This is a genomic window from Runella aurantiaca (assembly GCF_003339505.1).
Lineage (GTDB): Bacteria > Bacteroidota > Bacteroidia > Cytophagales > Spirosomataceae > Runella > Runella aurantiaca.
Genome location: NZ_QPIW01000025.1, coordinates 75,871 through 99,390 on the forward strand (window position 1 = coordinate 75,871; position 23,520 = coordinate 99,390).

Here is a 23,520-nt window from a genome sequence, read left to right on the forward strand (position 1 = left end):
TTAATCTTTAAAGCCATGCGTTCTCTATTATATATCATCGCTGTTATCCTAGTTATTGGCTGGCTCATTGGAGCTTTTGCTTACAGTGCGGGGGGGCTTATTCACATCCTTTTGGTACTGGCTGTTATTTCGTTACTAATCGGTTTTATTCGCCGGGGGACTGTATAGTGCGTAGATATAATACCGAAAATTACTTTACTCAGCGTTGTATATAAAAGTGGTTAGTGCGTAGATATGACATCGTAAAACTTTAATTTACATCATGTTATGGAAATTGCTTTGTTAATTACTATCACCGGATTTGTGGGTTTGGCCACTTCGGTAGGCATGTTGTATCTATCGCATTCACCCACTACGCACTCTGCTAGTTCGGGTAGCAGAGTTAGTCAACAAAAACGAGATGATTTTTTTCGAAAGGTTAAACTGAATGCCCATCGGATTAAATAACTACGGACAGCATATTTTGTTATAAAAATACCAATGTAACCCCTTTTAAAAATTGATGTCTGGCACGACTTTTTAGGATAAATATTGAACATACTAAAATAATCACTAAGCTGAGTGACGAAGCCGCAAGGTATGTTGTCTAATTGAGAAAACAGGCCATGAAAACAATAGATATCAATATACCGATTCATAGATTATTCATTTTTTCGATAAGCCTTTCGCTTATCGCAGGGCTTTCCGACTGTACATCCACACCAAACGTTAGAAAATCGGGGAACGATACCTCGGGAGCATCCAAACAGACAATTAGCAGGTCTAAAAATCCCGCCAATTTTGCCATCGTGGCATCAACAATCGGCGGGGCAGCGGGCGCTGTTATTGAAAAATACATGGAAAAACAGGCTACGGCCCTGAGCCGAGATTTGAGCGGAATAGCCGTAGTAGAGCGTATCGGAGAGGGCATAAAGATTACAGTGAGTTCAGTTGTGTTGTTTGAAAGTGATAGTTATGCCCTCTCTAATACCCCTCAGGAACAACTAAAGAAAATGGCCGAAACACTGATTATCTACAAAGATACGGAGTTGTTGATTGCGGGTCATACGGATGGAGTAGGAGATGCCAAGCAAAACCAAGTGCTATCCGAAAAAAGGGCCGAATCATTGGCAGATTTTTTGCTGGCTCACAATGTGCCGCAGTTACGAATGGTGACACAAGGCTTTGGTGAACAAACCCCCAAAGTATCCAATGGCACCGATGAAGGACGCCGTATGAATCAGCGGGTTGAGATAGCGATTGTGGCCAATCAAACCTTGAAAAAAGACGCCAAGCGCCAAGCAGAACAAGATAAGATTAGTAAGAAAAATGGCTAATAAGTCCTAAAAACAGAACGATATGCCAGAGAGCCTCATCACACCTCAGGATTTTGAAAAGAACCCCAAAACGGGCGAAATCCGCAAAAAAGAGGAAGAAACGTTGCCAAAAACAACCGACGTAGACCCTGAAAAAGTAGACATCAAGTTGTATAAAGAGATAAAGAAAAAGGCCGAAGAAGCCGAAAAATACACGGGCGGTTAGAAAAGACAAGAGCCATGAAAAAGACATTGATTGAAGACATAATAATTGCGGATAAAACAAAAATGATATCCGGAAATACAGAAAACTCAAGCGATGCGCTGTTTTCGGACGCAATTGTGCCAGAAAAAACGCCAGAAGAAAGTAAAATCAAGTCTGATGTTGCGCACACCTCCGAAGAGGAAAGCATCGACTATTCAAAGAGCAAAAACATGAGCGGTAATCGTGGATACAATGAAGTACCAAACACGGTTCCAATCAAAAAATAGTGTAGTAGATTTTTCATAAGGTAAAGGGTTTAGGAATGGGTGAGAGCCGGGAGATTTTGTCCCCCGGCTCTTTTTTGTACAAAATAGACTGTGGTATTTTGGGCTGAAATAGGCGTGACGATGAACTTTTAGGTGATTTTAGATGGTTAGATTTTGGGTAGAATTGCTTCTCATTATAAAACCCCCTTCCAAAACCATGTTTGTACATCACGTTTTCTTTTTTTTGAAAAATCCCGACAGCGCCGCCGACCGCGACCAATTGGTAGCAGGCCTTCAAACCTTAACCGAGCTTGAGGGTGTAAAACTTGCCCACATCGGCAAAGTAGCCGATACGCACCGGGGAGTTATTGACCGTTCATATTCGGTGTCGTGGCTGATGCTGTTTGAAACCAAAGCCGAGCAGGATGTGTACCAAGACCACCCCATTCACCATAAATTTGTGGAAAACTGCGCGCATTTGTGGGAAAAGGTCATTGTGTACGATTCAGACGATATTTAATGGATACCTGCGGCATGGCGTAAGTCATGCCGTTTTTGTTTTGATCCCCCCATGCAAAAACCTGAAACCCATATTCGGCAGGCGCATCTTCCTACTCCGTTTGCATATCGCAGCATGCTAGAGGTGGAGGAACGACGCTCTCAAACCCCCGATTTGCCACATCGGCACGATTACTTCACCGTCATTGTGGTTGAGCGTGCCCAAGGAGTCCACCAGATTGACTTTAAAGAATATACGTTGCGGGAAAATACGGTTTATTTTGTCTCTCCCGAACAAATCCACCACCTGACGGTGACGGAGCCCAATCCGCGCGGGCACGTTATTCTTTTTCGACCCGATTTTTTGCAGCAATACAGTTTTTCGCCTTCGCAGTTGTACGATATGGACCTGTTTTTCAACTGTGATGAGTCGCTTCCGTTGGAACTGACCCCCGACGAAATAAATGAATTGTTGCCGTTGGTCAGGGGCATTGCAGAAGAGACGCGGTCGGAACGCTCTCAAAAATGGGAAGCGGTAGGCGCGTGGCTAAAGTTGTTTTTACTACAATGCAAACGTTTCAAATCTGACAAAAAAGTCTTGAACAAAACCTGGGACAATCGTCAGGCGGAGATTGTAAAACAGTTTAAAAATGATGTTGAGCTTTTTTTTCGGAAATACCATAAAGTCAATGAATACGCCGACCGCCAACACCTGACCGCCAATCACCTCAACGACGTCATTAAGAGTGAAACGGGCACGTCGGCCAAAGAATTTATTCAGAACCGACTGGCGCTGGAAGCCAAGCGATTGGCGCGTTATTCGGAACTCAACGCCAAAGAAATTGCCTACCAATTGGGCTATGATGACATTGCCCATTTTAGCAAATTCTTCAAAAAAAGCGAAGGAATGGCGTTTAGTGAGTTCCGCGAAAACGCCGAACCGTAAAAACGCCAACAACTTCCGTGGTTTTTACGTTGATAGAGGTGATTCTTTGCGTCAATTTTGCAATCAAAAAAAAACCTTTACCCCCCATGGAAACTAAGCCATTCATCAAAGGACTTCACCACGTGACCGCCACCGTCAACGAAGCGCAGGCAGATTACGATTTTTACACCAAATTGTTAGCCCTTCGGCTGGTTAAAAAAACGGTGAATTTTGATAACAATGCCGTATATCACATGTATTACGGCGATAAGAGAGGCACGCCCGGTACGATTTTTACCACATTTCCGTATCAAAATCAGGGGGTTCGTAAAGGTGTGGAAGGAACGGGGATGATTATTTCCACCACATTTTCGATTCCTTCGACGGCGCTGGGTTTTTGGAAAAGCCGTTTAGAAAATGCTGGTATTACCGTGGTTTCATCAGTTCGTTTTGGGCAGCAGGTGTTGTGGTTTCGTGACCCTGCCGAACTTCAAATTGAATTAATTGCCGACGATAACGACACCCGTACGCCTTTCATCACCGATGAAGTCAACGAAGAAGTGGCCATTCGGGGCATTCACCACGTCACATTGTGGGTAGCGCAGAATGATTGGGAGCCCGTAAGGCACTTTTTGGCCTCCGAAATGAACATGACCGAAGTGGCGCAAGACGGCGACCGGATTCGTCTGGAAGTAAAAGGTGGTCAATCAGGAAACGCCCTAGAACTGCTCCGGGCCGCCGCCGACACCCCACGCGGCAAAAACGGCATCGGTACCGTGCACCACGTAGCGTGGAAAATTGATAACGAAGAAGCGCAGCAGGCGCTGCGTCACCGATTGGTCGATGAGTTGGGCATGGAAGTGACCGAAATCAAAGACCGTAAGTATTTTCGTTCCATTTATTTCCGTTTGCCTTCGCACCAATTGTTTGAAGTTGCCACGAGCGGTCCGGGCTTTGACGTCGATGAGACGGTCGAAGAATTGGGCACCCACCTCATGCTGCCAAACGACAAAGAACACAACCGCGCTGCTATTGAATCTGGATTGCCGGAGATTCAATTGTAAACGGGACGGAAAATGGAGACCGTGCGGGATTTACAAAAATAACTCCATAGCAACATCGGCCCGGGAATAGGGCGAGCTGAAATCTTTGACGGTTTTAAAACCCAGTTTTTGGTACAGATTTAACGCGGGCAATAAACGCGAATTTGTTTCTAAATACAAACGTTTCAAGCCCATTTTTCGGGCTTCGTCAATGATGGATTGTCCCAGCAACTCACCGATTCCCAGTCCTTTGGCGTTGCTGTCGACGCCCATTTTCGACAGCTCCATGCTGTCTTCGGTCATGGGTTTGAGCGCCGAAGTGCCTACAATTTTTCCTTGATATTCAGCCAATAACACCAGCCCACCTTTGTTGATGTAGAATTTGTCAGGATTTTCGAGCGATTCCATGTCGAGGAGTTCGACCTTGAAGTAGCGCTCAATCCATTCGTAGTTGATGCGTTTGAATCCTGCGCGGTGGATTTCGTTTTGAGGGTCCAGAGAAATGATGTTGACCTTGTTCCGTTCGCGCGTTTTCAATCTGCTTTTGATACGCTCGGGCAGGCTTTTGCGCAAAATCACCTGCTCGTATTCCATCAGGGCGCGTAGCACGTCGGTTTCACATTCATTTTTTACTTCGTTCATGGTGTCTTCCAAATCCTCCAGCAGTTCTTTCATGCGGGCGTGCATTTGGTCCCCTTTTTCGGTCAGCCGGACGGTGGTTTCGCGCTTGTCGATCAATCCTTTCTGACTTTCCAAAAAGCCTGCTTTTACCATTTCTTTGACCATCAAACTAACGCCCACGTGCGACTGCCCGATGTATTCGGCGATTTTCGAGACCGTTTCGGCCTCTTTTTGTGCTATAGCCAAAAATACTGGAAACCACTTTACCTCAAAATCCATTCCATACATCTGATACACCTGTGCGGAGGCTTGCTGGCTGATTTCACCCAGTCGGCGCATATAACTTCCCAAGGCTACGTAGCCTAATGTTCGATATAATTCCATGAATAAAATAATTTACGTAATTAATTACGTAAATAAAAATAATTGTTATGTAAAAACCAATAACCTGAATAAATTTTTAGGAAACGGACAATGAATGGGCATTCGGTTTTGAGAAACCTCACTGGCAGATTTGAGAATCCGCCAGCACACTCTTGCAGTCGCTCGACTCTGCCGAGTGACGATTATTACAAGGCCTCCGGCCACTAAAATATACAAAGGCCACAGGCCTACTGATGGCTATCACTCGTCAGAGCTGAGTGACCGCGCTCTGCGTTCCATGATTTTGACAACGCATTCCTTCTTTTCGCCATTGTTCAACCTATATTATTGCATGACCTTTGCAGAGTCAATAAAACAAAAAAGTTGACCAACAGAAAGAAACAACCGCTATTTAAGCAATAACAACCAAGACAATGGAAACGAACAATTTAATCACAGGCATACACCACGTAACGGCCATCGCCGCTGACCCTCAACAAAACGTGGATTTTTACGTAGGTTTACTCGGATTGAGGCTGGTTAAAAAAACCGTCAATTTTGACGCCCCCGACGTATACCACCTTTATTATGGCGACGAAACGGGCAATGCAGGCAGTATTTTGACCTTCTTTCCGTTTGGACAAGGCAGCCAAAAAGGACGCCACGGCAAAGGACAGGCGGCTACCACTTCTTTCTCCATCCCTACGTCGGCCATCGACTTCTGGACCAAACGTTTTGATCAATACGGCATTTTGTACAAAAATCCTCAGCAACGGTTCAACGAAGTGTTTATCTACTTTGAAGACCCCGATGGATTAGGCTTGGAATTGGTCGCCAACGACGTGGATACGCGCCCGGGTTTTACTTACGGTCATATTCCGTTGGAGTATTCGATTCGTGGTTTTTGGAATATCGAATTGTGGGAAACCACCTACGAACGCACGGAAGTGTTGCTGGCCAATTCACTCAATTATGAGTTTATTGCCGAAGCAGGCGCTCGTCGTCGTTATGCTCCCAAAGGCGGTCACGCAGGTCAGTTTGTGGATATTGTTTGGGACAGCAACAACCGTTGGGGAATGAACGGCGCGGGAACCGTACACCACGTGGCCTTTGATACTCCGACCGACAATTCTCAACTGGAAGTGCGAGAAGCGGTACTTTCGGCGGGTTTTATGCCAACGCACGTACTTGACCGTCAGTATTTTCATTCCATTTATTTCCGCGAACCGGGTGGGGTGCTGTTTGAGGTAGCCACTACGCCTCCTGGCTTTTTATTGGACGAAGAAAAAGCAAAATTGGGTGAAGCCCTCAAATTGCCGCCTTGGCAAGAACGCAATCGTGCGCAAATTGAGCAATTGTTGCAACCAATTTCGCTGGAAGCTGTTTATCAAAAATATAATATCAACCACTAAACAACTCTTTACCCCTCTCCAATTTGGAGAGGGGTAGGGTCGGACGGCCGATGCCGGGGAGGTTAAACATGCACAACATAAAAAATACCGTTTGGGCGGGCCAGCCGCTTGCCCAAGCCAAACGCGTACTCATCATGACCCATGGACGGGGTGCGAGTGCGCAAAGCATTCTGAGTTTGGCCGCCGAACTCGACGTAGAAAACACCGCGCTGGCAGCGCCTCAAGCTACGGGCAACACTTGGTATCCGTACAGTTTTTTGGCACCCGAAAATCAAAATGAACCGGGCCTATCGGCAGGGTTGCAGGTGTTGAGCCAATTGGTGGAAGATATCAAGCGACAAGGGTTTGATTCGCGGCAGATTTACTTGTTGGGCTTCTCGCAGGGCGCGTGTTTGACGGCAGAGTTTGCAGCGCGGAATGCTCAGCCGTTGGGGGGAGTGTTTATTTTAAGTGGTGGCGTCATTGGCGATTCCATCAAGACGGAGCGTTACTCGGGCGATTTTGAAGGAACGCCCATCTTTTTGGGGTGTTCAGATGTAGATTCGCACGTGCCTTTGCACCGCGTTCAGGACAGTACCGAAGTATTCAAAAATTTAGGGGCTAACGTAACGGAACGAATCTATCCCAACGCCCCGCACAGTGTTTTTCAGGACGAAATCAATCACATTAATCAGGTGTTAAACCAAGCATAATGAAAACATTCAAAACCATTTCGTACGTATGGGAAGGCCGTCCGCAGCAGGTGGGCGATGGATTTGTGGGACAAAGCATGATTCCTTCCCAACGATTTCAAGATTTTAGCCCTTTTCTGATGCTCGACCACCACGGCCCGATGCAGGTAAAACCGTCACGGATTCCGAAAGGAGTAGATGAACACCCGCACCGAGGTATCGAAACCGTCACAGTAGTGTTTGAAGGCGCTCTTCAGCACCGCGATTCGGCAGGTAATAAAGGTGTTATTTTTGCGGGCGATGTGCAATGGATGTCGGCAGCATCGGGCTTGGTTCACGAAGAAAAACACGAGGCCAACTTCTCACGTCAGGGAGGAATATTGGATTTTGTGCAGTTGTGGGTGAATTTACCGCGAGCGCATAAAATGGAGAAGCCGCGTTATCAAGAACTTACCTCCGCCCAAATTCCAGCGGTTACAATCAATGAAAACACGCAGATAAGGGTTATATCGGGCGAATTGAACGGAATCAAAGGGCCCGCGCTCACTTATACGCCAGTACTTTTAGCGGAGGTGATTGTGTTGGGTGAAAGTCAATTTGAGCTGCAACTGCCCGAAGGATTCAACGTGGCGATTCATGTAGCGCAGGGAGAAGTGGTTTTGAACAATACCGAAAAAGCCGCTGCCAAGCGCATTGCCAAACTCAGTCAGCAAGGAGAATGGATTTCGGTGTCAACTGGCACAAAAGGGGCGCGGTTATTGATTTTGGGTGGAGAGCCTATCAATGAGCCGATTGTAAGTTATGGCCCGTTTGTGATGAATACCCAAGCCGAAATCATGCAAACGCTTCAAGATTATCAATCGGGCAAAATGGGCTTTTTGGAGCCAGTGGAATATTCTGAGTAAACCTTCTTTTTTCAACCATCGCATCGGCCCCGCGATGCGATGGTTGAAAATGATTATTTCACAAAACTCCGCACGGCATTATTAAATTCTTGAGTTTCAGTGATAAAAGGTTCGTGCCATGATTGACTGAACTCAACCGTTGATACAGAAGTATTGGTCAGCAATTGTTTTGTTTCACGTCCTACTTCTACGGGTACTATCCCGTCTTTTACCCCCCAAAACAGCTTGACTGGAATCCGAATATTCTTCAATAAAGCTCCTTTTTCAAAAAGACGACTTTCGACCTCACCGTAATAACTGTAGGCTTTGGAATGAGTAAACTGCGCTAAAGCGGTGTTGGGTGAAGCAAAGGCGTAATTTGCCAGGTATTTTTTATCGTCATACAGGGACACTGGATTACCGCCCAGTTTGTACATCCACCGATAAATAAGCTCCCAATTAACGGTTGTAGTGTTTTCTGGAGTTACCGGATTAGCCAATAATTCACGTTCAGCTTCGGTATTATTTTGCTTTTTTGCCTCACGCAATGCCCATTCCCGAACATGGTACAGCCAACGATAATAAGAAAACATCCCATTGACGGCCATTAATCCAGAAATCATTTGCTGATTATTGTTTGTGGTCAAAAACTGCCAAGCCAGCTCAACGCCAAAACTATGCGCTAACAAATAAATCTGAGCGTTGGGGTACTGTTGTTTGAGTAGTTTGACAACATAAAAAGCATCTTCACTGAATTGAGCATAGCGTAATGTTCCCGAATCTACTTTGCCAGACGATGCTCCCGCTACCCGTTGGTCCCAATAGGCCACCATCATGTCGTTTTCCAGTTCTTTAAAATAATACCGATAACACATCGCACAATCGCCCGGTCCACCGTGCAAATACAGCACAATTTTGTTTGATTGGGTATTTCCGTGTACCCAAACGGGCATATCGGCTCCTTTATGACGGAGAAAAAGTGTTTTTTGCTCCGTTGGCTCTACATCTTGGTCTTTGCAGGAAACCAAAATTAGGATAATTGCGAGGTTCGTAAATAACTTATGGATTGTTTTCATTGCTTTTTGAAGGGAAAAATAGCCCCTATTTCCAGACTGAATCGGGTAAGAGCGGATGTGTTATAGGGGTGTTGTTGGCTGATATTCAGTCGAGTGTGCCATGCAAAAGGAATGCTATGGCGAACAGAAAGCTCTCGTCCAACTCCTACGAACACAGTAGGCAAGAAAGCATTTCCTCCAGCATAGCGTACGCGTTCCAATTCACCGTTAGCAGTCACTTGGTAGGTAGAACCCTCCAAAAAATAACGAAAGTACGCGGGGGCAATTCCTGCCTCAAGCAGCGTACCTCGTTTTCCTATCCGCCTATATATCAACTCGGGGGCTATGATGATACCGAAATGGTTACGCGGATGGCGGTAAAGTGCCGCACTTGGCGCAATCAAAAGCATTTTACGCGATTGATTGCGCTCTTTTATTTTACTGAAAATCGGGTATTCATACGCTGTTTTGAGGCCATAATGCGTAATGGTTTCGCCGTAATAACTGATTCTGAGCGATTGCGCCTGTGTATTTTTTGGTGTGAGGATAAGTAGCCCCAGCATCAAATACAGGCTTAAATGAATGTTTTTCATGGCTTAGTTTTCTGATTTTGCCAATGTTTCTCCGATAACTCAATGGGTTGAGTGTACCGGTTTAGGCGGCATTCATATCCATTATAAAATCTAACTGTCGATTGTTCATACTAGCAGGCATCAGCCTGAAAAGTGCATTGCGTAAAGCAATAAGCCCGGGCTGACTCGCCTGTGCAATTTTACCAAGTGTAAAAGAGCGGTTCACAATGGTTGTTGTTCGAGGTAAACGTACTGCTTCAAACTTCTGAAAGACTTCCGACAAGTCGGTTGGGTATTGCCTAATCAGCCGTTGAAGTACCACCGCATCTTCAATTCCCTGACATGCACCTTGCCCCATGTTGGGGGTCATGGCATGAGCGGCATCGCCTATCAATAATACCTTGCCGTAGGCCAGTTGACGAAGCGGTTTTAAATCAATAATATCATTGTGCAAAATCCGTTTTTCGGGCGTAAGGCCAATGATTTGGGCTACCGGAGCGTGCAGTTGACCAAAATGACGCAACAAATCAGTTTTGCTAAAATTTCGGAAACGGGGTTCATCGCCTGTTGGCGCATTGACGCAGGCAAACCAGTAAATACGCCCTCCCTGAAGCGGCACAATGCCGAATCTTCCTTCTGACGCCCACGTTTCGGTGGCTTGTTTGGGGTTTAGGCCTGACGGAGCAGTGTCTGTTACTCCTCGCCAACAGGTGTACCCAGCGTATCTTATTTTGGTGTCTGGTACCAATTGCTGACGAACAGCAGAATGAATACCATCGGCCGCCAAGACATAATCGAAAGTAGCAGTATGTCCATTACGAAACACCAAGGTGACTCCTTCATTGTTTTGGGTGAGCGTAAGAAATTGATGCCCTAAGTACAGAGGAATATCCTCGATTGCTTCTAAAAGCGTCTTTTGTAAATCAGAACGATGGATGGAAAAACTGCCTATTACTTTGTATTTCTCGACGGCTGCAAAGTGATTGGATTCGGTAATGATTTTCCCCTGTTTATTTAAGATAGAAAAGAGCTCGAAGGGGTTTCCGTGCGCCAATATTTTATCGCGGAGACCGAGCAATTCAAAGGCTTTTACCGCATTGGCAGCCAAGGCAATACCTGCTCCTGCGGGGCGAAGTTCCTGATTGGCTTCGTAAATGCTTACATTGATTCCAATTTGCCGGAGAGCAATCGCGGTTGTCAGACCTGCAATTCCTCCCCCAATGATAGCGATTTTCATAAAACTGGGTTGTTTGCTGAGCATACATTGTAAAGATAAAAAGTACGTGGTTTTTAATGGATTCCTTCTATTTTAAGTCGGTTAACCATTCCTGAGCAAACGCTCGGGCTTCCATCACGGGTGTTTTGCCAAGACGGTACAAAAACTTCCATTCGGCGGGTTTGCGTTGGTACGCGGGCTGGATAAATTCCTGTTTTCTGCCTGCAGGCCGCAGTTGGGCATTGAAATCGACATCGTCGCAGAGGGCAATAAAGTTTTTGAGGCGTTGCCGCAACAGCGGCCGAAAATCGCTGTGGGCATCCAAAATAGCTGTCTGTTTTTTGTATTCTACATTGCGCTCTTGGGCGTTGGCCAAATCCTTTTGTTGTTGACTCTTGCTTTGGTCGCTTCCCTGTTTCAGCAATTTGCTGTGGTAAGCAATGAACTGCTTCTTAAATTCAGCGGGTTTCCCTTCTGTAGCGGCCAAAATCTTTTTGAGTTCCGCCAACTCGCGGGCTTTTGCGGCGCGTTCGTCACCTGCAAGAGTAGCCAATTGGGCTTCCTGTTGAGAAAGTTGTGCTTTAATGCTCATTTGCAACATGGCCGGGTCGAGTTGCGCATACGTTTGCTGAATCAGCGCCATTTGTTGGCTAATAGCCGCATCCATTCCACCTACTTCCTGTTCGCGTTGTGCTACAACCGCGTCGCTGTAAGTTTCGTCAACGGGGTATTTTTGTTTGAGCCATTGCCGATATTCCTGTTTGAAATTATCAGACTCAACATACGAACGAACCCATTTGCCTAAAGCTCTTACGGTCGTAGCCTGCGCGTTTTGGGGAATCCCTTTGGCGATTTTACGCATGGCCGATGTGCTGTTAAATAAAAAGTAATTTTCTTCGGCCAAATTGTCCAATACTCCCTGACGCACATTTTGGAGAGTGACTCCCGTATCGGTCAAGGCATCGAGCGGCTTCATGGCCATCAATGCCGCCAAAAAGAGGATTGTGCAAAGAATAGGTATGTATTTCATGGTTATAAGTCGTTGATAATGAAATTAATTCACTTTTTTTACGCGGAACATCCCCCGAATTTGCGCCGTACCCATGGGATTGTAAGGGTCTGCCTGATACCAGCCCGCGGGTGTGAGCGTAAAAGTCCCGAGTACGTAAGACGATTGATTGCCGGCGTCATCTACGTTTAAAGTGCCACCGCTGAGGGAGGGCTCGGTACCATATCGGTTTTGGTAAGACTTTAGGCCAGTATAATAAACGAAACTTACATTGGTGCCGAGTGTCCAATGAAACTGACCGCGAGGGCTGCCGACCCAGCCCAACACCACATAAGTGCCAGCCAATTGTCCTTCAATCACATTGTGAGCACTGTTGATATTGGCTCCTCCGGGCAGTGTTACCCAATCTCCGCCGTCAATTTGAAGAGAAACACCTTCTGGCATTACGTACATACGGCTGATGAGTAGCCCTATTGCCTTTTCTTTTGACTTAATACTAACCTCTACGCGGACTGGATTTTGGCCTGGAATGTAGTTGGGGGCCTGATAAACGGCGGTGCTGTTAGTTACTTTCAAGTCACCGTCACCTTTCAATTCCCATTTGTCAATGTATTGGGCATCAAGTAGATATTCGGGGTTAAGGAGTTCGAGTTCTTGATCTTCACTGGTTAGAGGTACAAGAGGAATAATATCTTTTAATACGTGTTTAACGGCCAAAGTCGTTTTTTCGCCGAGGTCAAGAGCTTTATAGCTAGGCTCAAGCGAAACCGATTCAAAAAAGCCCCAGTCGCTGAAGTGGGTAGTTGGGACGCTCACGGTTTTGGTTTCTTTCGTGAGCGTAAGTCCCTTTGGTACTTTCCAAATCCCTTTATCATCTTGGTAAGCAATCCCCAATGCTTCGGCAAAAGTACCATTTAGGTCTTCATCGGTATATTTAAAAGAAATAGTGGTTGGTTTGGCAAACTGCAATCCGTGGGGGGTAAGCCGGAAGGCCTGTCCTTGGCCGTTAGGAGCTTTATTGGTAATGGGTTGTAAGGTAATGGTCTGAGTGGAGGTCAATGCACCCGCAGGGATTTCGACCCGGATACGCTTGTCGGTCGACTCAATAGTCCCTCCTGCGGGCCCTATTGCGGCCGTTATGGCCGTACCGTCTGGGGTGCCCTGTGCCGTAACGTGTCCAGTGGGTTCTGGCAAATTGGTGGGAGCGGGGTCGGGTTCTGTACACGAAACCGAGAGGGTGATGAGCGCGAGGCCCAGTAGTGTATTTGTAATGTTTTTCATGGCTGTAAGAAATTGATTGTTTTGCTCTTAGTTGATTATTTTGATGCAATGGTCTCCTTTTCAGAAGTGGTAGGGGTAAAGGTTACCACCCTGTTTGGGATAGGTTTAAGTGTTTGTAAATAGGTATAAATGGCCCCCAAATCGTGCTCGCTCATCCCTGCGTACATTGGCCAAGGCATAATCGTTTGCCGGTCGCCGGATTTTACGGGATGTGGTTTATAGCCGGTGGCGGGGTCGAGGGCTTTGAAACGGGCTATAAAGGCGGCTTTGGTCCAGCGTCCTAGCCCCGTTTCGGCATCGGGCGTAAGGTTGGCCGAACGTACGATGCCTCCTGGTAAGGCAAATTCTGCACTTCCCGCAAATTCCATTCCTGCTACGTGTTCTCCTTTTTCTCTTTTGGTGTGGCAATCGGCACAGCCAGCGGCATTGACCATGTAACGGCCATAGGCTATCTGGTCGGTTGTGTCGGGGCGAGTTTGAAAATTGGGTTTTTGCGGAATGGTATTAACAATAAAATTCATTGGAAATTCTAATTCTGCATCGGGCACCTCGTTTGAAATGGGCTTGAGAGAGCGGAGGTAGGCAATGATGGATTTGATATCCTCCTGATCCATACGGCCGTAAGAAGGGTGAGGCATCAATGGAAACAGGGCTTTGCCATCGCGGGTTACGCCTGATGTAATAGCGCGGAACAACTCGCCATCTGTCCAGTGACCCACGCCAGCGGGGGTGATATTGCGCGAATAAATAGTGCCCGGAAATCCCATCTCGGGGCCGAAGCGCTCACCCCCCTTGCCCTCGGTGCCCGCCTTGGGTGGGCCTGCAAAAAAGTTCCAGTCGCGGGTGCTGTGGCAATCCATACATACACTGACGTGATTGGCTAGGTAGCGCCCCCGTTCAATCTGGGCGGCGGTAGTATTGATTTTTAATTCGGGAGCGGTACCTACATCGGGTAACCCAAATTTAACATAAACCAGAACAAGACTAACGCCCGTGACCACCACGGCCAAACCGATAAAAATGAAACGAAAAATGGTTTTCATGACTTTAAATTGTTCGAAAAAATGGCTGAATTATAGCAGTGCAGCGGCAAACGGCGGCGTTTCCAACGGAGGGTTTTTGCGGTATGTTTTATGGCTGCATTGCGCCAAGGGGCCTTTGTTTGGCCGATTGACGATACAAAATTGAGCAATGGGAAGGGTGATTTTCAATAGCGTCCCTGATGAAACGTCATTTGAAGGAGCTGTAACGGAACAACCGCCCGTTCAGTCGTTGTACAACGTCGGGCTTGTTTTCGGTAGGTTTTATAGGAAGCAGTATATGAATAATTGGCGTGCTGGTGGTGCCGAGATTTTGATTATGCTCAGAAAGTCTCAATTAGAGCATCTCTATTTTCTTCCATATCAACTGCCATTCTGCCTTTGACTTTGTCAACTGAATGGCGGTTTCATAGTGTGTTTTTGCGTTATTAGGGTCTTTTAATTGCGCAAAAAAATCGCCCAGTGCGGTGTGATAATAAGCATTGTTTTCAAGCCCTTTTATGTTCAGTAAAGCCTCCGTGCCTCGTTGTGGCCCTTCTGCGAACCCCGTGGCAATGGCTTTGTTGAATTGTACCATTACGCACGGATTGATTTGTTCCAACAGCCGATAAAGATACATAATGGCCTGCCAGTTAGTGCTTTCAAAACGCTCGGCCCTGGCGTGATAAGCGGCAATGGCGGCTTCGAGGTGGTAGCTGCTGATGTCGGGTCCTTGAGAGGCTCTATTTAAAAAGGCAATTCCTGCGTCTATCCGCACCCGATTCCATTTTTGGCGGTCTTGATTGGCTAACAGAATAATATTTCCTTCTTCATCCTGTCGGGCATCAAACCTTGATGCTTGAAAATACATCAACGATAGCAGCGCGGCGGTTTTTGGGAGGGCGGTATACCGATGCTGACTCAATAGTGTGCCTAGTCGGAGGGCTTCTTCGCACAGGTCTTGCCTGATAAGCCAGTCGGGGTGCTGCGAATTATAACCCTCGTTGAAAAGCAGATAAATGGCCTTTAAAACCGTATCTAGTCGCGTTGGAAGTTCATTGCCGTAGGGCACTTCCAACTCAATGGGCGTGCTGCGGATTTTGTCTTTGGCCCGGTAGAGGCGTTTGGTAATGTTTTCGTCGTTGGATAAAAAAGCGTTGGCGATTTCGGTAATGCTTAGCCCGCAGAGTGTTCGTAGAATAAGCGTTATTTGGGCTTCGGGAGGTAAACTTGGGTGGCAGCACGCAAACATCATCCGGAGCTGGCTGTCTTCCATTTCATGTTCCAGAAACAATTGGTCAATGTGCTGCTGCATTTGCTGTTCTGATTGGAATTCGTAGGCAATGTCGGGGCTTATTTCGGCCATTTTTTTCTCCCTGCGGAGCTGGTCGAGCACTCGGTTTTTGGCCGAAGTATAGAGCCATCCCGCTGGGTTTTCGGGGATGCCGTTCAGTTTCCACTGTTCCAGAGCGGCCAATAAAGTATCCTGAACCACATCGCGGGCGGTGTCGTAGTTGGAAAAACCAAATACCCGCGTGAGTACAGCGAGCATCTTTCCCGACTCATGCCGAAAAAGATGCTCCGCCATCCGATTGACTTCCGTCATCCTGAAGATTAATTAAAGAACTGAATTTGACGTACCTCTACCCGGCCCTCCGAATCATAAATAGGGCAGCCTTTGGATAATTCTACGGCTTCTTCTAGGCTGTCGGCCGTGAGAATCATAAAGCCGCCGATGATTTCCTTGCCTTCCGTAAAAGGACCGTCTGTAACAATGTTGGCGGAGCCAGAGACCGTTTTTCCCGTATTGTGCAGTGCTTCAGTGGCGACCATTTTGCCTTGGGCCGCAATTCCTCCAATCCAATTATTCCATTTTTCGATTTCGACCTGAATCGCTTCGGGCGACAATTGGGCAAAAGACTCTTCAGAAGGAATGGCATTCCAGAAGGCGAGCATGTACTTGTTCATGGTAAGTTGTGTTTTTTGTGAACGAATTTATTGAATTTGTACGAATGACGAACGACTCAATCAAAACTGGACAGCTAAGAAGATTTTTTTTTCTAATTTTAAAAATAAATCATTCGACCCCCATGCGCCTCAACTGAATGTAAGCGGTGGGCATATACTTTTACATTTTGCGGTTATTCGTTTTACATTTTTCTGTTGTTCATTGCCGCTACGCTAACCGATTTGAAGCCGCGAGCCAATAGTTTTACATTTTGCGTTTTTCTGTTTATCATTTTTCTGTTATTCCATGAACCGCATTGATCGTTTATTAGCCATTGCCATTACGCTGCAATCTCGAAAATATACCACTGCCGAGGTATTGTCTGAGCGCTTTGGTATGAGTGTTCGTACCGTTTACCGTGATTTAAAGGCATTGGATGAAATTGGGATTCCGATTGGGTTTGAGTCAAACAAGGGATATTATGTTATGCAGGGCTATTTCTTGCCCCCCGTTATGTTTAGCACCGAAGAAGCCAATGCGCTGGTGTTGGTGGAGTCGATTGTGGAGCGTTTTACCGATAAGTCTATCCGCCGTCATTATCATTCGGCGCTCAATAAAGTGAAGGCCGTGCTTAAACATCAGCAGAAAGAACACGTTGAACATCTGGAAGATAAGGTGGTGACGAGTGCGTCTTGCCCCAATCATAATTTTGAATACTTGGCCGAAATTCAAACATCAATTACGAATCAGACCATTTTACAGCTACACTACCAAAATGCTGGTCAAGAGGGAAGTCTGCGTGAAATCGAACCGATTGGGATGATTTTTTATTCTATGGCGTGGCACGTAATTGGGTGGTGTTGGCTGCGAAATGAATACCGTGACTTTAAAGTGGCCCGCATCTTGAAATTACAGAATACGTATAAACCTTTTCGTAAAGCCGACCATCAACACCTCAACGATTATATAAAACAGCAAGAAATGCGAATGGTACTGACATAGGGTTGTCAGTGGAGGGTGTTTTCTTTGCTACCAAAACAAAAAAACAGCACTTTTATGAACACAAAATTAGCCCTGAAAACATCAATACTCCTTCATGCCCCAGCTACTGCCGTTTGGGATGCCCTTACAAATCCTGCCGTTGTAAAGGAATATTTTTTTGGTACTACTTTGATTACCGATTGGAAAGTGGGTGGGCCCGTCCGCTTTACCGGCGAGTGGGATGGTGTGGCCTACGAAGACAAAGGAACGGTATTGGCCTTTGAACCTGAGCGTTATCTGTCGTACAACTATTGGAGTTCATTCAGTGGCACGGATGATGTTCCTGAAAATTACGCCAACATTGAATACATCTTGGAAGCCGCCGAGGGTGGAACACGATTGACAATTACGCAGGACAATCTGAAAGACGATGAGGCCCTTGCCCACTCTGAAAGTAACTGGCAGGCTCTTTTGGCAGAAATGCAAAAGTTGGTGGAAAAATAAAGTCTGCATCGATAATAATCCGAATAAGGGTTAAATTGGCCGCCGACAACTGCTGAAAACGAATGGTTTCTTTCAAAGCATTGCTGCTAAAATTTGATAAAAAAGGCGAAAAAACGGGCTGGACTTATTTTGAGATTCCATCCCATATTGCCAAAGAACTCAATCCTGGCGTTAGAACGTCGTACCGGGTAAAGGGTAGGTTAGATGGGTATTCTATCAAACTCGTGGCTCTTTTGCCCATGGGCGAGGGCGGTTTTATCATTCCTGTCAATGCCGACATGCGGCGCGGCATCCGAAAAAAAGAAGGCGCAACCATTGAGGTCGAGCTTGAAATAGATACCGACCCGTTGCCACAGTCCGACGACTTGCTAGCGTGTTTGGAAGATGAACCCAAAGCATTGACGTATTTCAATAGTTTGCCTACCAGTCACCAAAATTATTACAGCAAATGGATTGAATCGGCCAAGACGATAGAAACCAAAACCAAGCGCATTTCGATGATGATCAAGGGCATGATGATGGGGTTGAATTATGGCGAGACCTTGCGGTATTTTCGCGACTTAGAGAAGTAAATCTCGACCTATGAAGTAATTTCGTTGCTCCCCATTCCTTTTGACAGCTTATTGTTTTTTTATGCTATGGTTGATTTAGAACAAGCCCATGAGATTTTATCTTCAATGCCCAACGCAGTGGAGGTACCTCACTTTGATAAACCTGCTTACAAAATCAACGGCAAAATTTTTGCGACATTCAACATCGAAAACAAGTGGGTAACCTTGAAACTAACGCCTGAACAACAGGTGATTTACTGCGAAGATACGTCATTTTATCCCGTCCCCAACAAATGGGGAGTATACGGTTGGACGCACGTTGACCTCAACCGAGTCAAGAAGAGTGCTTTTATCGAAGCCATCGAAACTGCGTACAACAATATCATTGCGGAAAAACCAAAGCGAAAAAGGTAAGTAGAAACAATCCGATAATTATGAGAAAAATTGTTTTAGGCCTGGCTGTAAGCTTAGACGGCTACATTGAAGGCCCCAATGGCGAATACGACTGGTGCTTTACCGATCAGGATTATGGATTAAATGAGTTTTTTACGCGGATAGATAGTATTTTTGTAGGCCGCAAAACCTACGAAATGGCCTTGGCAGGGGATGGGCAGGAGAGCTGGCTTCCCAAAATGAGAGAATATATTTTTTCCACAACCCTCACCGAGGCCGATATAAGCCCCAAAAAAACACTCATCAGCGGAGATATTGAAGCGAGAGTTAAAGCCATCAAAAACCAAAAAGGCAAGGATATTTGGCTTTTTGGAGGTGCAGAACTCACTAATACTCTCATGAATCTTGGTCTGGTAGATGAGATTTGGCTGTCGATTCACCCCATTATTTTGGGGGCGGGAAAGCCACTTTTTAGTAGTTTAAAAGAACGAAGATGGCTGACACTGACCGATTCAAAAGTGTATGAAACTGGATTGGTATCTTTGAAATACGACTGCAAATGGGATACGGCAGAGACCACATAAGGGAAAAAGGGATGTTTGCGGAGAAAATCCTTTCTATGCTTTAATTAAAGCCCGAAGAGTATAAAAAATGAGAGAGTTTAAGTAGATTTGATTACTTAAATTCTCTCATTTTTTGTGGTTAATGATGAGCTAAAATCTGAGTTTTTTTGCTTTTGGCAAAGTTTATGCTACTGTTCGGGATATACGCTGTTTAATATCGCCCTCTATGAAAAAATACATTGTTTTAATAAGCCTTTTAAGTGTGCAACTCGCTTTTTCTCAAGCGCCCGTTACTGGAAAAATAAAAAGTAACGTCGAGGTAATGGAGGTTAGGAGTGGCAAAAGACAGGTAATTTTGACCGCTGGTTACCTGTTGGAATCGCCCAATTGGTCGCGGGATGGGAAGTATTTTATCATTAACAGTAAAGGTTTGCTGGAAAAAATATCCCTAAAAGGTGAGTCGCTGGGGGTGGTTGATACTGACTTTGCCAACCGTTGCAACAACGCGCACGGCATTAGCTACGACGGCAAAAGTATTTTCTTTAGTTACAACGACGTTCGGGCGGGTATCAACAATAACTCCCGCATTTTTAAAGTTCCTATCGAAGGTGGAACACCCCTTTTATTGACCGAAAAAGCCCCTTCTTTTTGGCACAGCGTGAGCCGTTCGGGGAAAAATATACTGTACTCGGCCCAGCGCAATGGCGAATGGGATATTTATAAACTACCCACGGCGGGAGGCGATGAAATTCGGCTGACCAGCACCACTGGATTGGACGAGGGCCCCGAATACGGGCATGATTCCAAGTTTATTTATTTTAACTCCAATCGCACGGGCCGAATGCAACTCTTTCGGATGAAGCCCGACGGAACTGACCAAGAACGACTCACCGACGATGAATTTGATAACTGGTTTGCGCACCCAAGCCCTGATGGTAAATGGCTAGTGTATATGTCTTATTTGGAAGACCAAAAAGGAACACATCCGTTGGGAAAAGAAGTAAAATTGCGTTTGTTGAACCTTAAAACAAAACAGGTCAAAGACCTAACGGAGACTTTTGTGGGTGGACAAGGCACGCTGAATGTGCCATGCTGGTCGCCAGATGGGAAAAAGATTATTTTTGTAACCTACAAGGTAGAGTGACACAAGTCATTGCCTGATATTCAGCATCTTTGTACTCTTGCCTTCCAAAATCAGGTATAAATGTATGAATAAACGGGCTTTGCGTCCATTGACGGCAGTGGCTTTATGGATGACGGTGACGGTGTGGGGCTGTGGAGAAGAACAGACTCAAAAGAAAATGGTGGAGCAAGACGATATAAGCAAATTGGCTGCCTTGCCCACCGAAGTGCCTTTTCCCGCCGATAATGCTCCTTCAGACGAGAAAGTTGCCCTTGGGCGTCTGCTGTTTTTTGATCCCATTTTATCGGGCCATAGAGACGTTGCCTGTGCTACCTGTCACCATCCTGAGTTTGGGTTTGCCGAAAGTCTTGAACTTTCCATTGGGGCAAATGGGCGCGGTATGGGCAGTAAGCGGACGTTTAATGTTCCAAATGATATTCCTTTCGTCAAACGAAATTCTCAAACCATTCTGAATGCGGCCTTTAACGGGGTTACGCTCACTACCGCCACTAATCCCTCCAACGCGCCCATGTTTTGGGATGTACGGGTCAAAAGCCTTGAAAATCAAGCATTGGAGCCTATCAAAGCCTTGGAAGAAATGCGTGGGCATCAGTATGCCGTAGAAGTAGCGCTTGACAGTGTTGTGAACCGATTGAGAAAAAACAAAGAATACCGAGCCCTTTTTCGGGCGGCTTTTCCGATGGAATCACCCATCACGGTAGAAAATATGGCCAAAGCCATTGCCGCTTACGAGCGTACGCTGGTGGGTGGAAATTCTCGTTTTGACCAATATCTGCGGGGCGATAAAAATGCGCTTTCTATCAATGAAGTGGACGGAATGCAGGCATTTCTGAAATCGGGATGTGCCAAGTGTCACAATGGCCCGATGCTTTCGGATTATCAATTGCACGCTTTGGGCGTGGCTGATAACGAAAAGCTACCACAGTCGGATGCTGGAGTGGACAATCAATACAAATTCAGGACGCCAAGCTTGCGAAATTTGCGCTATACGGCACCGTATATGCACAGCGGTACGCTCAAGACGCTGGAACACGTGCTCGAATTTTACGAAGATTTGGCGGGGGATAAAATCCGTAATCCGAAGGTAAAAAAAGAGCAACTCGACCCGATTGTTGAAAATCTCAAAGTGGATTTCAAAGACATTTCGTTGATTGTAGAATTTCTGAATACCCTCAATGACGACCAATTTGACCGTTCGGTGCCCCAACGCGTGCCCAGTGGCTTAAAGCCCGGCGGCAATCTCAACTGATAATTTTGCTTAACTTGCATAGTAAACCCACTCAGTCATCAAGCTATGCAAAACCGCTTACTTTCTTTGGACGTATTTCGTGGCATGACCGTCGCGGCCATGATTTTGGTCAATAACCCCGGCGATTGGGAGCACGTCTATGCGCCTTTACTCCACGCTCATTGGCACGGATGCACGCCCACCGATCTCATTTTTCCTTTTTTTCTGTTTATTGTGGGGGTGTCTATTTCCTTCGCCATGGCCAAGACCACGCCATCTATCCCTAAAATCATCAAGCGCAGTGCGATTTTATTTGGCTTGGGGCTGTTCCTGAATTTGTATCCAAAGTTTGATTTTGCCAACGTTCGTATCCCCGGCGTTTTGCAGAGGATTGCCCTTGTGTATTTGGTTTGCTCGTTGATTTTTATCAAAACCTCTCGCAACACGCAAATTATTACCACTGTTATACTGCTTACCGCCTACTGGTTATTGATGACGTTGGTGCCCGTGCCGGGGATAGGATACGCCAATTTGGAGCCTACCACCAACTTGGGCGCGTGGGTAGACCGCAATCTGCTGACCACTGCGCATTTGTGGCGGTCGGCAAAAGTATGGGACCCCGAGGGGATTTTCAGCACCCTCCCCGCCATTGGCACTGGCATGTTGGGTGTGTTGACGGGGCAATGGTTGCGAAGCCAACGAACCGATGCCGAAAAAATGGCGTGGCTATTTCTTTCGGGCAATGCGCTCATCATTGGCGGGCTGATTTGGAACGAGTTTTTCCCCATTAATAAATCTCTCTGGACGAGTTCTTTTGTGCTTTATGCAGGGGGCTGGGCCATGGTCGCTTTAGCAATCTGCTATTGGTTGATTGATGTGCAGGGGTATCGCCGCTGGACGACTCCTTTCGTGGCCTTTGGCGTCAATGCCATTACGGTCTTTTTTCTGTCAGGGGTTATTCCTCGTACCTTACCGCTTTTTAAAATCAATACACCAGAAGGGCCCCTAGGTTCGCAGGTTTGGATGCAGAAAAATCTGATAAGCGTTTGGTTCAACAACCCTTACAACGCCTCCTTGGCAGGAGCGCTTACGTTTATCACGATTTGGTTTGTGATTCTGTACGTGATGTATAAAAAAGGAATCATTATAAAAGTGTAGAGCTATTGAAGTCTACCAAATGATAGTCACTTGATTGCTATAAAGACTGAATTTTTCATCTACGGTAATAATGGCCAGTCTTTCATGCTGTGCAGTGGCGATGAGTAATCTGTCAAAAGGGTCTCTATGGTCTTGGATTAGGGGAATGTGTTCGTAGGCATCTAAGTGACTTGTTGTTATGGGCAACATAACTATACCAATCCTTTTAAGCTCTTTTGCATATTCCTCAATGTCCTTGGAAAGAGAAAGTTTGCCTGTTTTTTTCTTAATTGCCATTTCAAACAAAGAAATGACGCTGGCGAAGCAATCAATTGAAATGTCAGAAAGTATGTTTTGGGCAGTCAAAGATAGGCGGGAGTCATTCTCCAGCATCCAAAGAAGAACGTGAGTATCTAATAAAAAACCCACTACATATATTCTTTTAAGTCGTCAAGCGGTTCATTAAAATCATCTGCCATCCAAATAGTACCTTTCATTGTACCGAATGGACGTTTTTTTAAAAGAGGCTTATCATCAATTTCTTCAATAATAGTCACAATTACTTTGGCATGTTGTGTAGGTAGTGGTTCGTCTAGTATTACCTGCCCGTTTTCATAAATACCCCGAACTGCTGTTAACATAATAATGTATGTTTGTTTTACTCAAAATTATACATTTTTTTCATCAAACGGTAATACGCAATTTTAGTAAATCTATAAAAAATGAAGCCTGCCGT

29 protein-coding genes are annotated in these 23,520 nt (G+C 45.8%); 18 read left to right on the forward strand and 11 right to left on the reverse strand.

What is annotated here, in order from left to right:
* The first annotated feature begins 15 nt into the window (after positions 1 to 15).
* The 7 genes from DVG78_RS23075 (at position 16) to DVG78_RS23110 (ending at position 4,253) form a co-directional block, all read left to right on the forward strand.
* Entirely contained in the window at positions 16 to 168 is a 153-nt protein-coding gene (locus tag DVG78_RS23075; protein ID WP_114463393.1) for a lmo0937 family membrane protein, read from the forward strand.
* Between the two features lie 437 nt (positions 169 to 605).
* Positions 606 to 1,316 (forward strand): OmpA family protein, encoded by a 711-nt coding sequence (locus DVG78_RS23085; protein ID WP_114463395.1) that lies wholly within the window; start codon positions 606 to 608, stop codon positions 1,314 to 1,316.
* Positions 1,317 to 1,338: 22 nt separating this feature from the next.
* Positions 1,339 to 1,521, forward strand: coding sequence for a hypothetical protein (locus tag DVG78_RS23090; RefSeq protein ID WP_114463396.1), 183 nt, complete (start codon positions 1,339 to 1,341; stop codon positions 1,519 to 1,521).
* Positions 1,522 to 1,535: 14 nt separating this feature from the next.
* Positions 1,536 to 1,787, forward strand: a complete 252-nt coding sequence (locus DVG78_RS23095; RefSeq protein WP_114463397.1) for a hypothetical protein — start codon at positions 1,536 to 1,538, stop codon at positions 1,785 to 1,787.
* 196 nt (positions 1,788 to 1,983) lie between these two features.
* Entirely contained in the window at positions 1,984 to 2,286 is a 303-nt protein-coding gene (locus DVG78_RS23100) for a Dabb family protein (RefSeq protein WP_114463428.1), read from the forward strand.
* Between the two features lie 51 nt (positions 2,287 to 2,337).
* Positions 2,338 to 3,210: a helix-turn-helix domain-containing protein gene (locus DVG78_RS23105; RefSeq protein WP_114463398.1), complete on the forward strand. Its 873-nt coding sequence runs from the start codon at positions 2,338 to 2,340 to the stop codon at positions 3,208 to 3,210.
* An 86-nt stretch (positions 3,211 to 3,296) separates the two neighbouring features.
* Complete coding sequence (locus DVG78_RS23110) at positions 3,297 to 4,253, forward strand: VOC family protein (RefSeq protein ID WP_114463429.1); 957 nt, start codon at positions 3,297 to 3,299, stop codon at positions 4,251 to 4,253.
* Between the two features lie 30 nt (positions 4,254 to 4,283).
* Here the strand turns inward: DVG78_RS23110 and DVG78_RS23115 are convergent, their stop codons facing one another.
* Positions 4,284 to 5,237, reverse strand: coding sequence for a bifunctional helix-turn-helix transcriptional regulator/GNAT family N-acetyltransferase (locus DVG78_RS23115; RefSeq protein WP_114463399.1), 954 nt, complete (start codon positions 5,235 to 5,237; stop codon positions 4,284 to 4,286).
* A 413-nt stretch (positions 5,238 to 5,650) separates the two neighbouring features.
* Here DVG78_RS23115 and DVG78_RS23120 point away from each other — a divergent pair, with 413 nt between their 5' ends.
* The 3 genes from DVG78_RS23120 (at position 5,651) to DVG78_RS23130 (ending at position 8,204) form a co-directional block, all read left to right on the forward strand.
* A complete protein-coding gene (locus tag DVG78_RS23120; protein ID WP_114463400.1) occupies positions 5,651 to 6,628 on the forward strand; it encodes a VOC family protein in 978 nt (325 codons plus the stop codon).
* 68 nt (positions 6,629 to 6,696) lie between these two features.
* Positions 6,697 to 7,320, forward strand: coding sequence for an alpha/beta hydrolase (locus tag DVG78_RS23125; protein ID WP_114463430.1), 624 nt, complete (start codon positions 6,697 to 6,699; stop codon positions 7,318 to 7,320).
* On the forward strand, positions 7,320 to 8,204 hold the full coding sequence (locus tag DVG78_RS23130; protein WP_114463401.1) for a pirin family protein: 885 nt from the start codon (positions 7,320 to 7,322) through the stop codon (positions 8,202 to 8,204). The genes DVG78_RS23125 and DVG78_RS23130 overlap by 1 nt, the downstream gene beginning before the upstream one ends.
* Positions 8,205 to 8,257: 53 nt before the next feature.
* Here the strand turns inward: DVG78_RS23130 and DVG78_RS23135 are convergent, their stop codons facing one another.
* The 8 genes from DVG78_RS23135 to DVG78_RS23170 form a co-directional block, all read right to left on the reverse strand.
* Entirely contained in the window at positions 8,258 to 9,259 is a 1,002-nt protein-coding gene (locus DVG78_RS23135; protein WP_114463402.1) for an alpha/beta fold hydrolase, read from the reverse strand.
* The gene (locus tag DVG78_RS23140) at positions 9,256 to 9,831 is read right to left on the reverse strand and encodes a hypothetical protein (protein ID WP_229598299.1); all 576 of its coding nucleotides are present in this window, start codon (positions 9,829 to 9,831) and stop codon (positions 9,256 to 9,258) included. The genes DVG78_RS23135 and DVG78_RS23140 overlap by 4 nt, the downstream gene beginning before the upstream one ends.
* A gap of 61 nt (positions 9,832 to 9,892) precedes the next feature.
* Entirely contained in the window at positions 9,893 to 11,047 is a 1,155-nt protein-coding gene (locus DVG78_RS23145; RefSeq protein WP_158550080.1) for an FAD-dependent monooxygenase, read from the reverse strand.
* Between the two features lie 67 nt (positions 11,048 to 11,114).
* Positions 11,115 to 12,056 carry a hypothetical protein gene (locus DVG78_RS23150; protein ID WP_147277159.1) on the reverse strand — a complete coding sequence of 314 codons (942 nt, stop codon included), beginning with the start codon at positions 12,054 to 12,056 and terminating at the stop codon, positions 11,115 to 11,117.
* A gap of 24 nt (positions 12,057 to 12,080) precedes the next feature.
* Positions 12,081 to 13,316, reverse strand: a complete 1,236-nt coding sequence (locus DVG78_RS23155; RefSeq protein ID WP_114463405.1) for a hypothetical protein — start codon at positions 13,314 to 13,316, stop codon at positions 12,081 to 12,083.
* Between the two features lie 35 nt (positions 13,317 to 13,351).
* Positions 13,352 to 14,359 carry a c-type cytochrome gene (locus DVG78_RS23160; protein WP_114463406.1) on the reverse strand — a complete coding sequence of 336 codons (1,008 nt, stop codon included), beginning with the start codon at positions 14,357 to 14,359 and terminating at the stop codon, positions 13,352 to 13,354.
* Positions 14,360 to 14,693: 334 nt separating this feature from the next.
* Positions 14,694 to 15,941 carry an RNA polymerase sigma factor gene (locus DVG78_RS23165; protein WP_114463407.1) on the reverse strand — a complete coding sequence of 416 codons (1,248 nt, stop codon included), beginning with the start codon at positions 15,939 to 15,941 and terminating at the stop codon, positions 14,694 to 14,696.
* Between the two features lie 8 nt (positions 15,942 to 15,949).
* Positions 15,950 to 16,303, reverse strand: coding sequence for a YciI family protein (locus DVG78_RS23170; RefSeq protein WP_114463408.1), 354 nt, complete (start codon positions 16,301 to 16,303; stop codon positions 15,950 to 15,952).
* Positions 16,304 to 16,589: 286 nt separating this feature from the next.
* Here DVG78_RS23170 and DVG78_RS23175 point away from each other — a divergent pair, with 286 nt between their 5' ends.
* The 8 genes from DVG78_RS23175 to DVG78_RS23210 all read left to right on the forward strand — a co-directional run bounded on the left by DVG78_RS23175 (position 16,590) and on the right by DVG78_RS23210 (position 22,805).
* On the forward strand, positions 16,590 to 17,285 hold the full coding sequence (locus tag DVG78_RS23175; protein ID WP_114463409.1) for a helix-turn-helix transcriptional regulator: 696 nt from the start codon (positions 16,590 to 16,592) through the stop codon (positions 17,283 to 17,285).
* 54 nt (positions 17,286 to 17,339) lie between these two features.
* Positions 17,340 to 17,768, forward strand: a complete 429-nt coding sequence (locus DVG78_RS23180; RefSeq protein WP_114463410.1) for an SRPBCC family protein — start codon at positions 17,340 to 17,342, stop codon at positions 17,766 to 17,768.
* Between the two features lie 62 nt (positions 17,769 to 17,830).
* Complete coding sequence (locus DVG78_RS23185; protein ID WP_114463411.1) at positions 17,831 to 18,340, forward strand: YdeI/OmpD-associated family protein; 510 nt, start codon at positions 17,831 to 17,833, stop codon at positions 18,338 to 18,340.
* Between the two features lie 66 nt (positions 18,341 to 18,406).
* Positions 18,407 to 18,733: an MmcQ/YjbR family DNA-binding protein gene (locus DVG78_RS23190; RefSeq protein ID WP_114463412.1), complete on the forward strand. Its 327-nt coding sequence runs from the start codon at positions 18,407 to 18,409 to the stop codon at positions 18,731 to 18,733.
* Positions 18,734 to 18,753: 20 nt separating this feature from the next.
* Positions 18,754 to 19,296 carry a dihydrofolate reductase family protein gene (locus tag DVG78_RS23195; RefSeq protein ID WP_114463413.1) on the forward strand — a complete coding sequence of 181 codons (543 nt, stop codon included), beginning with the start codon at positions 18,754 to 18,756 and terminating at the stop codon, positions 19,294 to 19,296.
* A 205-nt stretch (positions 19,297 to 19,501) separates the two neighbouring features.
* Complete coding sequence (locus DVG78_RS23200; RefSeq protein ID WP_114463414.1) at positions 19,502 to 20,419, forward strand: TolB family protein; 918 nt, start codon at positions 19,502 to 19,504, stop codon at positions 20,417 to 20,419.
* A 64-nt stretch (positions 20,420 to 20,483) separates the two neighbouring features.
* Positions 20,484 to 21,668 (forward strand): cytochrome-c peroxidase, encoded by a 1,185-nt coding sequence (locus tag DVG78_RS23205; RefSeq protein ID WP_114463415.1) that lies wholly within the window; start codon positions 20,484 to 20,486, stop codon positions 21,666 to 21,668.
* Positions 21,669 to 21,713: 45 nt separating this feature from the next.
* Positions 21,714 to 22,805 (forward strand): acyltransferase family protein, encoded by a 1,092-nt coding sequence (locus DVG78_RS23210; protein WP_114463416.1) that lies wholly within the window; start codon positions 21,714 to 21,716, stop codon positions 22,803 to 22,805.
* A 12-nt stretch (positions 22,806 to 22,817) separates the two neighbouring features.
* Here DVG78_RS23210 and DVG78_RS23215 read toward each other — a convergent pair whose 3' ends face one another.
* Both DVG78_RS23215 and DVG78_RS23220 read right to left on the reverse strand, forming a co-directional pair.
* Positions 22,818 to 23,213, reverse strand: coding sequence for a type II toxin-antitoxin system VapC family toxin (locus DVG78_RS23215; protein ID WP_114463417.1), 396 nt, complete (start codon positions 23,211 to 23,213; stop codon positions 22,818 to 22,820).
* Positions 23,213 to 23,425 carry a DUF2281 domain-containing protein gene (locus DVG78_RS23220; RefSeq protein ID WP_114463418.1) on the reverse strand — a complete coding sequence of 71 codons (213 nt, stop codon included), beginning with the start codon at positions 23,423 to 23,425 and terminating at the stop codon, positions 23,213 to 23,215. The genes DVG78_RS23215 and DVG78_RS23220 overlap by 1 nt, the downstream gene beginning before the upstream one ends.
* Positions 23,426 to 23,520 lie beyond the last annotated feature (95 nt).